Source organism: Sphingomonas sp. CFBP 13733, from assembly GCF_014841795.1.
Lineage (GTDB): Bacteria > Pseudomonadota > Alphaproteobacteria > Sphingomonadales > Sphingomonadaceae > Sphingomonas > Sphingomonas aerolata.
Genome location: NZ_JACYUP010000006.1, coordinates 189,818 through 202,622, shown reverse-complemented (window position 1 = coordinate 202,622; position 12,805 = coordinate 189,818). Strand labels below are relative to the sequence as shown.

The window sequence follows — 12,805 nt, the reverse complement described above, 5'->3', positions numbered from 1 at the left end:
AGCAGCCCGGTAGCTCGTCAGGCTCATAACCTGAAGGTCACAGGTTCAAATCCTGTCCCCGCAACCAAATCCTACGATAGCCCCGAAGCGAAAGCTTCGGGGCTATCGTCGTTTCTAGCCCTCTTTTACTGCGCGCCTGACCCCATGACGAGGACGCGTAACCTAGCGTGTCTGTAAGATGGGCCCGGATGCGCCCGCTCGGCATCAAGGCGGCTGTTGCTGCACGGGGCGCACGCTATTCCTGGTATCGGTCGAGTACAGGCCCTCGGGGCCGTGGACGGATCTAGACGGTGAAGGGGCAGGCCGGTGACCGACCTGCCCCTGTGCTCGTTCAGAAGCGCATCGTCCCGCCGAACGCGACGGTGCGGCCGCTGACGGTGTTGGTCATCACCCGCTTGGCGGTGCCGTCGGCATATTGGACGATCGGCTCGTCGGTGATGTTGATCACGTCGAGCGTCAGCTTGAACCGCGGCGTCAGATTGACATACGCCGACGCGTCGAGGTTCGTGGTGCCCTTGATATACTCGCCGATATTGCCGTTGCCGCCATCGCCCCAACGATAGCGCGAGCGCGTCGCGATCGAGCCACGCGCGCCCCAGCGATCGGTGTCGTAATAGAGCGTCGCGTTCGACGAGAATTTCGACAATGTCGGCAGCGGCAGGCGGACCGGCACGCCCGCATAGAAGACGTCGGTCGACCCGCTGGCGACCGTGACGTTGCCGAGTATGCCGAGCTTGTCGAACGGCGCAGGCAGGAAGTCGAAGTCTCGCTTCGCGGCGACCTCGATCCCCTTGATCGACGCGCCGGGGCCGTTGATCGGGCGCGTGTAGTTCACAAGCACCGCAGGGTCGACGCCGACGGGCAGCAGTGCCGCGGGATAGCCGGTCGAGGCATAGGATACGAGCCGCGTTTCCGACGTGATGTACGAGTCCATGTGCTTGTAAAAGGCACCGATCGCGAGCGATCCGCGCGTGCCGTCATAATATTCGAGCGAGGTCTCGATCGAATCGGCGATGAACGGCTCCAGATTGGGGTTGCCGGCCGCGATCGTGCCGCCAAACGAGGCGAGGTTGAGCGTTCCGGCCGCGCGCATGTCGCTGAGCGCAGGGCGGCTCAGATTGCGATTGCCGCTCAGCCGGAAGACGATCGACCGGCTGAGGTCGAAGGCGAGGTTCGCTGCGGGCAGAAAACCGTCATAGCGGTTGGTCACGCTGACCGGGACAAGTGCGCTGCCGACCAGCGCGGTCCCCGCGGATCCGAGATCGGTATGGTAATAGCGCACGCCGACATTGGCGCGCAGGCCGATCGCGCCGAGCCGGGTGGCGAGGTCATATTGCAGATAGGCGCCATAGGTCCGTTCGGTCAGGTCATAGGCGGTGCCGGCGACGGTGCTGTTCGCGTCGACGGTCATGCTCTGGCCGAGCAGCGCGTAGGTGCCGGCGACATCACCGATCACATAGGGGGCGAGCGTGCTGTCGGTCAGGACGCTGGTCGGGACGTCGGGCACGCCCGGCTTGTTCTCGTAGCTGGGCGCGACCTTGCGCTGCCAGCCGCCATTGGTGAAGCGCTTGAACCCCGCTCCCGCCTTGATCGTCGACCCCGTGGCGACCGTCCAGGCAAGCTCTGCCTTGCTGTTGTAGAATTCGCTCTCGATCCGGTCGGCGCGGGTCTCGAGGCCCTGCAGGTCCCATTGCGACGCGTCGGCGGTGTCGAAGCCATAGTCGGTCCGCGGCGAGGCGGTGTTCAGCCCGGAAAAGGAATAGCTCTTGCCGACCGCCTCGAGATAGACCTGGGCATAGCGCGATGCGAAGGTCGATCGCGACCAGCCGCCCAGGACGTTGAGCGTCAGGTTGCTGGCGAGATCGGTATGCGCGTTGAGCGCGGCCTGCCAGAAGGTCGTCTGGTCATGCGTCACCTTGGATTCGGTGCGCATGTCGACACGGTCGAACGACGCGCCGACGATGTCGTTGAAATCGTCGAAGGTGACGCCGGTCAGCAGCTGCGTGCCCGTGACGTTGTTCGCGGCGACACCGTTGGTCCCCGCGGCGCCGATCACCCCCGAGCGCCGGTCGTTGTTCAGCCGGCCATAGAGCAGGTCGAGCGAGACGTCGGTGCGGTCGTCGGGATGATATTGCAGCGCGGTGGTGACGCCGAGGCGTTCGCGCTTGTTGAAGAAGGTGGCGTAAGTCTGCGCACGGCTGTTCCAGACGCGCGCGGCACCGGTCGCGCCGACCAGGAGCGCGCGGTCCGCCGCGGAGACGGCGGGCCCGACATTGGCCGCGCCGAAATTGATCTGCGACCAGTTCCAGTTGCGATAGCCGAACTCGACGGTCTCGGCGGTGCTGTACGCGACTGACGCGAGTACGCCGAAATCCCCCCAGCGGTCAGATATCAGCCCGACGAGGCGCGGTGTGACGGTCTTGGTATATTGGTTCGCTTGGCCGCGGGCAGACGCGACGACGGTGAGCCCGTCATAGTCGAACGGCTTGGCGGTGTGCAGCCCGACCGTGCCGCCGATGCCGCCCTCGTCCTGCTGCGCCGCATAGGATTTCTCGACGACGACCTTGTTGAACAGCTCGGATGCGAAGATGCTGTAGTCGAACGCGCGCGACCGGCTGACCGATGAGCGGCTGTCGAGCCCCGACGAGGTATTGGTGAGCACCTCCATGCCGTTCAGCTGCGTGCGGGTGAAATCCGCGCCCAGGCCGCGTAGCGAGATCTGGCGACCCTCGCCGCTGTCGCGGGTGATCGCGACGCCGGGAATGCGCTGGAGCGCCTCGGCGAGGTTCTGGTCGGGAAACGCGGCGATGTCCTGCGCCAGGATCACCTCCTGCGACCCGGTGGCGGCCTTCTTGATCTGCTGCGCCTTGGCGACGCTCTGGCGGTAGCCCCGGACGACGATGTCGGCACCGTCATCGGCGAGCGGGTCAGGCTGCGTGGCCTGCGCGATTCCCTGGGCTTCGGTCCCACCGGGCGCCGCGGCAGGAGCGTATGCCGTCGTCACAGGCCCCATGTGCCGCGCGACGGTGACCGTGCCGCCGACGATCCTGCCGTCGACCGCGCTGCCCGCGGTGATCCGCGCGAGCGCCTGTTCCGCGGTCATCCGGCCGCGCAGGCGCTGGCTGCGTGCGCCCTGTAGCAGCGACGGCGACGTCGCGAGCTGCAGCCCGGTCAGGCGCGAGAAGGCGAGGAGCGCGTCGGCGAGACCCTGTGCGGGAACGTCGAAGCTGAACTGGCGTGGTGCCGGTGGTGCGGTCTGCGCGATCGCAGGCGCGCAGACAAGGCCGGACAGTGCGACGGACGCAAGCAGACGCCGCGCCAGACGAATTCTATGAAACATGATTTCCCCCCGAGTTGGTTCGAGGGCAAGACGGGCAGGCGCCCGGAAACCCGACAAAGTATTTGGTTTCAGTTATATGACAGTGAAGTCTGATGCAGGTCGGCGTTTATACTGACGGTGGTGCTGCGCAATTTGGGGGATCGGGCGGCGTCCGCGCGAACTCCTTATCGCACCCTCTCCGAAATTGTCACAAACGCGGCCTAGGTCGCCGGGATCAACAACCCGGACGAGCCATGCCAGCGACGCTTCCCCAGATCGACACCCGCGCGGGCGAGCCCGCGGTCGAGGACTGGCGCGCGATCGCGGCGACGCTGAGCCGCTATGTCCGCGCGCGCACCAGCCGCGTCGATGTCGTCGAGGACGTCGTGCAGGAGACGCTGTCGCGGCTGGTGCACCAGGGGCGCGTGCAGAAGCTGGTCAGCATCTATGCGCTGGGCTTCCGGATCGCCGCGAACCTGCTGGTCGACTATCATCGCAGGGACCGCCGCTATGTCGCCGAACGCGCGGAGGAGCCCGTCAGCCAGGCGCCCCTGCCGGACCGGGTGCTGGTCGGCCGTGAGGCGGTCGCGATCCTCCGGGAGGCGCTCGACGCCATGCCGCCGCTGCGCCGCGACGTGCTTGTCCGCCGGCGTTTGCAGGGGCAAAGCTGTGCGGCGATAGCGAGGGATCTGGGGTTGAGCCCGAAGGCAGTCGAGAAACACATCACCCGCGGCCTGGCAGACCTTCACAAGGCGATGCCGGGAGAGGCGATCGCGTGCGGGCGCGGGCGATGAGCCGCGAGAGCCAGATCGCCGAGGATGCCGCCGCGTGGATCGACCGGCTCAACCAGCCGGCGTTCGATGCCGCGGCGGGGCCGGACTTCGATGCGTGGATGGCGGCGTCGCCGCGGCACCGTGCGGTCTTCGCCGAGATGCAGGCGCTCTGGCAATCGGAAGCGCTGGTCGAGGCGCTCGGGACCGCGGCGTGCGCCCCTGCGGCCGCGATCCCGCCGGCCCCGCGGGTCGATCGCGCGCGTCGCGGTCGGCGATCGGCGCCGCTGCTGACCGCTGCTGCCTGCGCGATACTGGTTGCGATTCTCCTGCTCGTGCCGATGCTGGCGACGACGCGCTATCGCACCGGCCCTGGCGAGAGCCGCACCGTCGTGCTCGCGGACGGGTCGCGCGTCGACCTGAGCGGCGACACCGAGCTGCGCGTGCGGATCCTGCCGTGGCACCGCGGTGCCGAGCTCGTTCGCGGCGAGGCCTATTTCGACATTCACCACGAACGCAGCCGGATGTTCCGGGTCGCGAGCGGCACCACGTCCGTCCGCGTGCTCGGCACCGCGTTCAACGTCGATCGCCAGTCGCCGACGCGGACCGCCGTGGTCGTCTACCGCGGTGCGGTCGAGGTCGGCGTCGCCGGGGAAGCGGATCTGGTGCTGCACAAGGGCGACGGCGCACGCGTCGTCGACGGGCAGGTCACGGCGCAACCGCGCATCGCGGCGAGCGCGCCCGAGTGGAAGTCGGGGTGGTTCGAGGCGTCCGACGTTCCGCTCGCGGTGCTGATCGGCAAGGTTCAACGTTACTCGGCGCGGCCGATCCTGTTGGAGGATCGCGGCCTGCAGGCGCTTCCGATCAGCGGCCGCTTTCATATTTCCGATACCGACCGCGCATTGCAGGCGGTGCAGGCGGCCTATCAGGTCGATGTCGCTTACGGGAAAGACGCGATCGCCATCCGCCCGGCGGGCGGGCCCGGAAATCCCTAGGATCGCCACCGCCCGTTCTTTTGTTTGTCGGGTTTTGCCCGGCTGCTCCGTCTTTCCGGCATAGCAGGTCGCGCTGCGACGCCGGTAGGGCGCTGCAGGCGGGCGCTGCCGCAGGGAGTGTCCTTATGGCTCAGTTCGATCGCCGCAATCTGGTCAAGGCCGGCCTCTCGCTCGCGGTGCTGGGCGGGGCGGGGGCGCCGCGGCTGCTGGCGAAGGCGACGTTCACGCGCGATCCGTTCACGCTCGGTGTCGCTTCCGGAGACCCCTGGCCCGACGGGTTCGTGATCTGGACCCGGCTGGCGCCCGAGCCGCAGACCCCGGACGGCGGCATGCCGCCGCATGACGTTCCGGTCCGCTGGGACATCGCCGAGGACCCCGGTTTCCGCAAGATCGTCCGGACGGGCGCGGCGGTCGCCGACGCGGCGCTCGCGCATTCGGTCCATGTCGAGGTCGACGGGCTGCGATCGCACCGCCCCTATTGGTATCGCTTCCTCGTCCAGGGTGCCGGATCGAGCCCGGTGGGGACCGCGCGCACCGCGCCCGCGGCGGGCGTGTCGCTCGACCGGCTGCGGCTGGCGATGCTGGGGTGCCAGGATTTCGAGACGGGCTTCTTCACCGCCTATGCGCATGTCGCGCGCGAGCCCGACCTCGACGCGGTCTTCCATTATGGCGACTATATCTACGAGATGGCGACCCGGGCCGAGCCCAGTCCGCGCAAGCACCTCGGCGCCGAGACCCATACGCTCGACCAGTATCGTCGCCGCTATGCGCAGTACAAGGCGGATCCCGACCTGCAGGCGGCGCACGCGGCGGTCGCGTTCATCATGTCGTTCGACGATCACGAGATCGACGACAATTGGGCGGGCGAATTCGACAAGGACGGCAACCCGCCGCCGGTGTTCGCGGCGCGCAAGGCCGCGGCGTTGCGGGCCTGGTACGAGCATGTCCCCGTCCGCCGCGCGCAACGGCCCGGGACCGGGCGCGCCTATCGCCGGTTCGATTACGGCACGCTGGCGCGGATGCACGTGCTCGACACGCGCTCGGCCCGCAGCGACCAGCTCTGCGAGCGGCCCGGGATCGCGCGGGGCGAACTCGACGCCTGCGTGCCGGTCGACCGGCCGGGGCGCACGATGCTGGGGGCCGCGCAGGAGCGCTGGCTGGACGACGGGCTCGCCAATGACGCCCGGTGGAACTTCATCGCGCAGCAGGTGCTGTTCATGCCCTATGACGCGCGCAAGGACGGCGCGACGACGCCGGTGGTCGGCAAGGATAATTGGAACGGCTATCCGCTCGCGCGGCAGCGGCTCGTCGACGGCATCGCGCGGCGCGGGCTGACCAATGTCGTGATCGGCAGCGGTGACCTGCACCAGAATGTCGTCGGTTCGGTCCCGCGCGACGCGAACGACCTTGGCGGTCCCGCGATCGCGACCGAGTTCCTCGCGACCTCGATCTCGTCGGGCGGCACCGGCGGTGCGCGCTATGCGGGCGAGACGCGCGCGCTCGACCATAATCCGAACGTCAGCCTGCTCAACAACCAGCGCGGCTATCAGCTGTTCACCGTGACGCCGGACCGCTGGCTTGCCGAGGTGAAGGTGATGGATCAGGTCGATCGGCCGGGCGGGTCGATCTCCACCTTCGCCAAGTTCGTGGTGGATCCGAAACAGCCCGGGCCACAGCCGGCCTGACGCGGTTGCGCGACCCCCGTGCGGACGCTCAGGGGTTTTCGATCGAAGCCTGCGTGTCCGTATGCGGCGCCTCGAACGTCGCCCAGTCGCCTTCGCCATCCGGGTCGGGGCGGGGCGGTGGCCCCGCAATGCCGTCGTGATCGGGGCGGTCGCCGGTACGCGCACGGTGGAGATGGACCTTGGCGATCATGTTCGCTGAAATCGGTGCGGTGATGAACAGGAACAGCGAGATCAGTAGCTCGTGCGCGGTCCAGACGCCGAGCCGGACCTGGAAGAACACGACCGACGCCAGCAACAGCCCGCCGAGCCCCAGCGTCGTCGCCTTGGTCGGGCCGTGCAGCCGCTCCATCGTCGAGGGGAGGCGGACCAGCCCCCAGCTGCCGATCAGCACGAATGCCGCGCCGAGCAGGATCAGTCCGGCGATGACGATCTCGACGAGGCCGCTCATTCGACGATGTCCCCGCGCAGGAGGAACTTGCAATAGGCGATGGTGCTGACGAACCCGACCATCGCCAGCAGCAGCGCGGCCTCGAAATTGGTGTCGTTGCCGCCCATCATGCCGATCACGACGATCACCGCGATGACGTTGATCACCATGGTGTCGAGCGCGAGGATCCGGTCGGCGAGTGCTGGCCCGCGGTACAGCCGCCAGCCGTTGAGCAGCAGCGCGAGCGCGATGGCGATGGCGGCGATCTGCAAGGCTATGGCGATCATGCGAAGATCCTTAGCAGCGGCGCCTCGTAGCGGGTCTTGATCCGCGCGATCTCGGCGGTGTCGTCCGCGACGTCGAGCGCGTGGACCAGCAGGAAGCGCCCGTCGGCGGACACGTCGGACGAGACCGTCCCCGGCGTCAGGCTAATCGTCGCGGCGAGCACGGTGATGGCCTCGGGCGACGACAGTGCGACGGGCACGACCAGCCAGCGCGAGCGGAGATCGCGGTTGCGCCGGAACAGGATCAGCCGCGCGACTTCGAAGTTGGCGACGACGATGTCGTAGAGCACGAGGCCGACATAGCCGAGCAGCGCGCGGCCGAAGCGGACGCGCGGGCGATCGGGCCAGAAGGGCTCGGTGAATTTGGGCAGGACGATCCCGAAGACCAGACCGAGCAGGATCCCGCCGACCGTGATGCTGTTCGCCATCAGCAGCCAGACGACGACCAGCATCGCGGTCAGCGCGGGGTGGGGGAGGAGGCGCTTGATCATCGCGTCGCCTCCGTCAGGACCGCCGCCGCATAGCGATCGGGGGCATAGATCTGCGCGGCGGTCGCCTGTGCCTGCGCGGTCGCCCAGCCGGCACCGAGCGTCAGCAGCGCGAGCAGCACGAGCAGCGTCGCCGGCGCGATCAGTTCGGCGCGCGACCGGTCCGCGCCCGCGATCGGGTCGGCATCGTCGGCCGCCTTCCAGAATAGCGTGCTGCCGCTGCGGGCAAAGCCGACCACGCCGATCAGCGTCGTGCCCAGCACCGTCGCCCAGATCAGCGGCCATGGCTCGGCCGTGACGCTGGTCTGGAGGATGAACAGCTTGGCGACGAACCCCGACAGCGGCGGCAGGCCGACCGCGGCGATCGTCGCGGCGAGGAACAGCAGCCCGGTCGCCTGCTGGCCCGCAAAGCGCGGACTGGGGACGATCGCGTCGCCATATTGGCCGCGGCGGCGCAGCGTCACGTCGGCGACGAGGAATAGCGCCGCGCCCGCCAGCGTCGCGTGGACGAGATAGAACAGCGCCGCGGCGGTCGTCGCCTGCGTCCAGCATGACACCGCGAGCAGCAGCGTCCCGGTCGAGCCGAGGATCGCGAACGCCGCCTGTTCGCGCATCGCGCGCGCGGCCAGCACGCCGAAAAAGCCGGTGATCGCGGTCAGCACGGCGGCGGGCAGCAGCCACGGCGCCGGCACCCAGGCGGCGGCGCCCGCGGCATCGCCGAAGATCAGCGGCACGACCCGGATCATCGCATAGACGCCGACCTTGGTCATGATCGCGAACAGCGCAGCGACGACCGGCGCGGTCGCGGCATAGGTGCGCGGCAGCCACAGGTGCAGCGGCACGACCGCCGCCTTCAGCGCGAACACCGCGAGCAGCAACAGACCGGCAAGCCGGATCAGCCCCTGGTCCGCCGCGCCCAGTGCGGCGATGCGCTGGCCGAGATCGGCCATGTTGAGCGTGCCGGTCAGCCCGTAGAGCAGCCCCAGCGCGATCAGGAACAGCGCCGAGCCGACGATGTTGACGACGACATAGGCGACGCCCGCCTTCAGCCGCGCCGCCCCCTGACCGTGGAGCATCAGCCCGTAGGAGGCGATCAGCAGCACCTCGAAGAACACGAACAGGTTGAACAGGTCCCCGGTCAGGAACGCGCCGTTCAGTCCGAGCAGCTGGAACTGGAACAGGGGATGGAAATGCCAGCCCTTGCGGTCGACCGCGGTGACGACCGCGTGGAGCATCACCACCAGCGCGAGCACCGCCGCGAGCACCAGCATCATGGCGGACAGCCGGTCGAGCACCAGCACGATCCCGAACGGAGCCGGCCAGCCGCCGAGCGGATAGGCGCGGATCGCATCGTCCTGCGCGATGCCGAACAGCGCGAGCGCGACGACCAGCATCGCGACGCAGCCGGCGAGCGACAGCGCGACGCCGACATGCCGCCGCCGCCGCATCACCATCAGCGTCAGCGGCGCTATGATCGCGGGGATCACGACCGGCGCGATCACCAGATGGTCGAGCAGCGTCATGCGCGATCCTCTTCCGGGCCGGGGACGGCGTCGGCGATGCCGTCGACCTGATCCGATCCGCTTTCGAGGAAGCTGCGCAGCGACAGGATGACGACCAGCGCGGTCATCCCGAAGGTGATCACGATCGCGGTCAGCACCAGCGCCTGGGGCAGCGGATCGGCATGGTCGGTCACGCCCTTGGCGAACAGCGGCGGGCGGTCGACGACGAGCCGGCCGATCGCGAACAGGAACAGGTTCACCGCGTAGGACAGGAAGGTCAGCCCGAGCACGACCTGAAAGGTGCGGCCGCGCAGCGCGAGATAGACGCCGCCTGCGGTCAGCACCGCGATTCCGCTGGCGATCAGGAATTCCAGACTCATGCCGATGTCTCCTCGTCGGCCTGATCGCGGTTGCGCGCCGCGCGCTGCGCGACGTGGCTGAGCTGGGCGAGCGCCATCATCACCGCGCCGACGACGACGCAGGCGACGCCCGTATCGAAGAACATCGCGGTCGCGAGTTCGACCTCGCCGACCAGCGGAATGTGGAAATAGCCGAAGCTGCTCGTCAGGAAGCGCGCGCCGAAGACGAGCGAGCCGAGCCCCGTCGCGGTCGCGATCAGCACGCCGACCGCGATCAGCGGATGTTCGCCGATCCGGCGGCGGTCGTCGGTCCAGTCGAAGCCCGAGGCGAGATATTGCAGCAGGATCGCAATCGAGACGACCAGCGCGGCGATGAACCCGCCGCCGGGCTGGTTATGCCCGCGCAGGAAGATGTAGAGGCCGACCAGCAGCGCGAGCGGCAGCAGCAGCCGCGTCGCCATCACGAACATCATCGGGTGGCGCTCAGGCGAATGGGGCATGTCGTGCCGCCATTCGCGCAACCGCCGCCCCGCCGTGCCGCGCGCCGCGGGCTCGAGCAGCGCATAGATGGCCAGCCCGGCGATCCCGAGCACGATGATCTCGCCCAACGTATCGAACGCGCGGAAATCGACCAGGGTCACGTTGACGACATTGGTCCCGCCGCCGCCCGGATAGCTGTTCGCCCAGTGGAAGGACGAGGCCGTGTCGCGCAGGTCGCGCGTCATCACGGCCCAGGCCGCCCAGCCGGTGCCGATCCCGGCGACCGCCGCCAGCAGCGCATCGCGGCTGCGGCGCGGCAGGCTCGAGAGTTGTGGCGGAACCTTGGGCAGCAGGTGCAGCGCGAGCAGCATCAGCAGGATCGTCACGACCTCGACCGCGATCTGGGTCAGCGCGAGGTCGGGGGCGGAGAGGTGGACGAAGGCGAGCGCGATGACGAGGCCGATGACGCTGATGAAGACCAGCGCGAGGAAGCGCTGGCGTTGCATCGCCACGACGATGCCGGTCGCGACGACCAGCGCGAACCAGGCGACGACCGCGACCGGCGACGCGGGCAGCGTCGCGCGCGTCCCCGCGGGCAGCCCGCCGGGCGTCAGCGCGGCATCGATCCCGAACAGCACCGCCACCACGAACAGCATGAACAGATAGCGTTGCAGCGACGGCGCGTGAATCGCGAGCGAGGCATCGCGGCTGCGCGCGACGATCGCCGCCATCGCGCCATCGAACAGCCGCTTGGCATCGAGCGCCGGCCGCCCGTCCAGCCGCCGCGCGACCGGCGTGCGGCGCCACAGCAGCAGCGCACCGATCACGACCGCGAGCGCACTCATCCCCAAGGCGGGATTGATCCCGTGCCACAGCGCCAGATCCAGCGCGGGCGGCGTGCCGCCGATCACCGCCCCCGTCGCGGCGCGCACCAGCGGCCCGGCGATCGTCATCGGCAACAACCCGAAGCCGAGCGCGACGAGCACGAGCACGATCGACGGTCCGATCATCGCCATGCCGGGATCATGCGGCGCGGCGACATCCCCCGTCGCGCGAGGCCCGAAAAACTGTGCGGTGGCGTAGCGCAGGGAATAGGCGACCGACAGCGTCGCCGCGATCGTCGCGAGCAGGGGCACGAGCCAGGACCGGCCATCGTGCGCGGCATGCAGGCTCTGTTCGAGCATCATCTCCTTGGAGATGAACCCGCCGAGCGGTGGCAGCCCCGCCATCGCCGCGACCGCGAGCGTGCCGAGCGTCGCGGTCAGCGGCATCAGCGCGGCGAGCCCGCCGAGGCGACGGATATCGCGCGTCCCCGTCTCGTGATCGACGATGCCCGAGTTCATGAACAGCGCCGCCTTGAACGCGGCGTGGTTGAGGATGTGGAATACTGCCGCCGCGGCGGCGGCGGGCGTGCCGAAGCCGAGCAGCATCACCATCAGCCCGAGCTGGCTGATCGTCGAATAGGCGAGGATCGCCTTCAGATCGTTGCGGAACAGCGCGACGCCCGCGCCGAACAGCATCGTCACGAGGCCGGTCGAGGCGACCAGATAGAACCACAAGTCGCTGCCCGCGAGTACCGGCCACAGCCGGGCGAGCAGGAAGACGCCTGCCTTCACCATCGTCGCGGAATGGAGATAGGCGCTGACCGGCGTGGGTGCGGCCATCGCGTGCGGCAGCCAGAAATGGAACGGGAACTGCGCCGATTTGGTGAACGCGCCGAGCAGGACAAGCGTCAGGATCGCAGGATAGAGCGGCGACGCCTGGACGGCGGTGCCGCGCGTCAGGATCGTCGCGAGCTCATAGGATCCCGCCGCCTGGCCGAGCAGCAGTATCCCCGCGATCAGCGCGAGTCCGCCGCCGCCCGTCACCGCCAGCGCCATCCGTGCGCCCTGCCGCGCGTCCGCGCGGTCGCGCCAGAAGCCGATCAGCAGGAACGACGACAGGCTGGTCAGTTCCCAGAATATCAGCATCAGCAGGATGTTGTTCGACAGCGCAATGCCGATCATCGCGCCCTGGAACAGCATCAGGAACGACAGGAACCGCCCGGTCGGCTCAGCCTTGGCGAGATAGCCCTGCGCATAGATCACGACGAGCAGGCCGATGCCGAGGATCAGTCCGGCGAACAGCAGCCCGAGCGGATCGAGCCACAGGCTGAGATCGAGCCCGAGCGCCGGGATCCACGCGATCCGCGCGGCCAGCGGGGTTCCCGCAAGGACCGCGGGCGCGGCGAGAAACAGCAGCGCGAGCCCCGCCGCGCTCGCACCGGCGGCGATCCCGACATGCATGCGACGGCCGCCACGTGCGCCGAGCGCCAGCATCAGCGCCGCCGCGAACGGCAGCACCATCAGGAGCATCAGGGGCATGGCAGATCGTTTTCCGGCGACGTCACGAGACTTGCCATCGCACGATATGGCTTCCGGGTCGACCGGCCGACGCCGCGCGACCCTGACGATATCCCGGGGGCATCGACCCGCGATGCGCGTTGATGCCGCATCG

Annotated in this window: 10 protein-coding genes; 3 read left to right on the top strand and 7 right to left on the bottom strand. The window is 68.8% G+C overall.

All coding sequences use genetic code 11. The features are described 5' to 3' along the window. Window positions 1–331: 331 nt before the first annotated feature. The gene (locus tag IFT71_RS18000; RefSeq protein WP_192142640.1) at window positions 332–3,340 is read right to left on the bottom strand and encodes a TonB-dependent receptor; all 3,009 of its coding nucleotides are present in this window, start codon (window positions 3,338–3,340) and stop codon (window positions 332–334) included. A gap of 233 nt (window positions 3,341–3,573) precedes the next feature. Here IFT71_RS18000 and IFT71_RS17995 point away from each other — a divergent pair, with 233 nt between their 5' ends. From IFT71_RS17995 to IFT71_RS17985, 3 genes are all read left to right on the top strand, one after another. After that, window positions 3,574–4,113, top strand: a complete 540-nt coding sequence (locus IFT71_RS17995; RefSeq protein WP_192142638.1) for an RNA polymerase sigma factor — start codon at window positions 3,574–3,576, stop codon at window positions 4,111–4,113. After that, on the top strand, window positions 4,110–5,084 hold the full coding sequence (locus IFT71_RS17990; RefSeq protein WP_192142637.1) for a FecR family protein: 975 nt from the start codon (window positions 4,110–4,112) through the stop codon (window positions 5,082–5,084). The genes IFT71_RS17995 and IFT71_RS17990 overlap by 4 nt, the downstream gene beginning before the upstream one ends. Window positions 5,085–5,209: 125 nt before the next feature. Continuing rightward, on the top strand, window positions 5,210–6,769 hold the full coding sequence (locus tag IFT71_RS17985) for an alkaline phosphatase D family protein (protein ID WP_192142636.1): 1,560 nt from the start codon (window positions 5,210–5,212) through the stop codon (window positions 6,767–6,769). Between the two features lie 28 nt (window positions 6,770–6,797). Here IFT71_RS17985 and IFT71_RS17980 read toward each other — a convergent pair whose 3' ends face one another. The 6 genes from IFT71_RS17980 to IFT71_RS17955 are packed head-to-tail and all read right to left on the bottom strand — an operon-like array spanning window position 6,798 to window position 12,672. Beyond that, window positions 6,798–7,217, bottom strand: a complete 420-nt coding sequence (locus tag IFT71_RS17980) for a Na+/H+ antiporter subunit G (RefSeq protein WP_192142635.1) — start codon at window positions 7,215–7,217, stop codon at window positions 6,798–6,800. Continuing rightward, window positions 7,214–7,483, bottom strand: a complete 270-nt coding sequence (locus IFT71_RS17975; RefSeq protein WP_192142634.1) for a K+/H+ antiporter subunit F — start codon at window positions 7,481–7,483, stop codon at window positions 7,214–7,216. Before IFT71_RS17975 ends, IFT71_RS17980 begins: the two co-directional genes overlap by 4 nt. Beyond that, entirely contained in the window at window positions 7,480–7,971 is a 492-nt protein-coding gene (locus IFT71_RS17970; protein WP_192142633.1) for a Na+/H+ antiporter subunit E, read from the bottom strand. Before IFT71_RS17970 ends, IFT71_RS17975 begins: the two co-directional genes overlap by 4 nt. Beyond that, window positions 7,968–9,491, bottom strand: coding sequence for a monovalent cation/H+ antiporter subunit D (locus IFT71_RS17965; RefSeq protein WP_192142632.1), 1,524 nt, complete (start codon window positions 9,489–9,491; stop codon window positions 7,968–7,970). Before IFT71_RS17965 ends, IFT71_RS17970 begins: the two co-directional genes overlap by 4 nt. Further along, window positions 9,488–9,850, bottom strand: a complete 363-nt coding sequence (locus IFT71_RS17960) for a Na+/H+ antiporter subunit C (protein WP_192142631.1) — start codon at window positions 9,848–9,850, stop codon at window positions 9,488–9,490. Before IFT71_RS17960 ends, IFT71_RS17965 begins: the two co-directional genes overlap by 4 nt. Further along, the gene (locus IFT71_RS17955; RefSeq protein WP_192142629.1) at window positions 9,847–12,672 is read right to left on the bottom strand and encodes a monovalent cation/H+ antiporter subunit A; all 2,826 of its coding nucleotides are present in this window, start codon (window positions 12,670–12,672) and stop codon (window positions 9,847–9,849) included. The genes IFT71_RS17960 and IFT71_RS17955 overlap by 4 nt, the downstream gene beginning before the upstream one ends. Between the last annotated feature and the right edge of the window lie 133 nt (window positions 12,673–12,805).

Bases quoted from the DNA above. Each gene is read 5' to 3' on its own strand.
- IFT71_RS18000 (WP_192142640.1), bottom strand. From the start codon at position 3,340: ATGTTTCATAGAATTCGTCTGGCGCGGCGTCTGCTTGCGTCCGTCGCA.
- IFT71_RS17995 (WP_192142638.1), top strand. From the start codon at position 3,574: ATGCCAGCGACGCTTCCCCAGATCGACACCCGCGCGGGCGAGCCCGCG.
- IFT71_RS17990 (WP_192142637.1), top strand. From the start codon at position 4,110: ATGAGCCGCGAGAGCCAGATCGCCGAGGATGCCGCCGCGTGGATCGAC.
- IFT71_RS17985 (WP_192142636.1), top strand. From the start codon at position 5,210: ATGGCTCAGTTCGATCGCCGCAATCTGGTCAAGGCCGGCCTCTCGCTC.
- IFT71_RS17980 (WP_192142635.1), bottom strand. From the start codon at position 7,217: ATGAGCGGCCTCGTCGAGATCGTCATCGCCGGACTGATCCTGCTCGGC.
- IFT71_RS17975 (WP_192142634.1), bottom strand. From the start codon at position 7,483: ATGATCGCCATAGCCTTGCAGATCGCCGCCATCGCCATCGCGCTCGCG.
- IFT71_RS17970 (WP_192142633.1), bottom strand. From the start codon at position 7,971: ATGATCAAGCGCCTCCTCCCCCACCCCGCGCTGACCGCGATGCTGGTC.
- IFT71_RS17965 (WP_192142632.1), bottom strand. From the start codon at position 9,491: ATGACGCTGCTCGACCATCTGGTGATCGCGCCGGTCGTGATCCCCGCG.
- IFT71_RS17960 (WP_192142631.1), bottom strand. From the start codon at position 9,850: ATGAGTCTGGAATTCCTGATCGCCAGCGGAATCGCGGTGCTGACCGCA.
- IFT71_RS17955 (WP_192142629.1), bottom strand. From the start codon at position 12,672: ATGCCCCTGATGCTCCTGATGGTGCTGCCGTTCGCGGCGGCGCTGATG.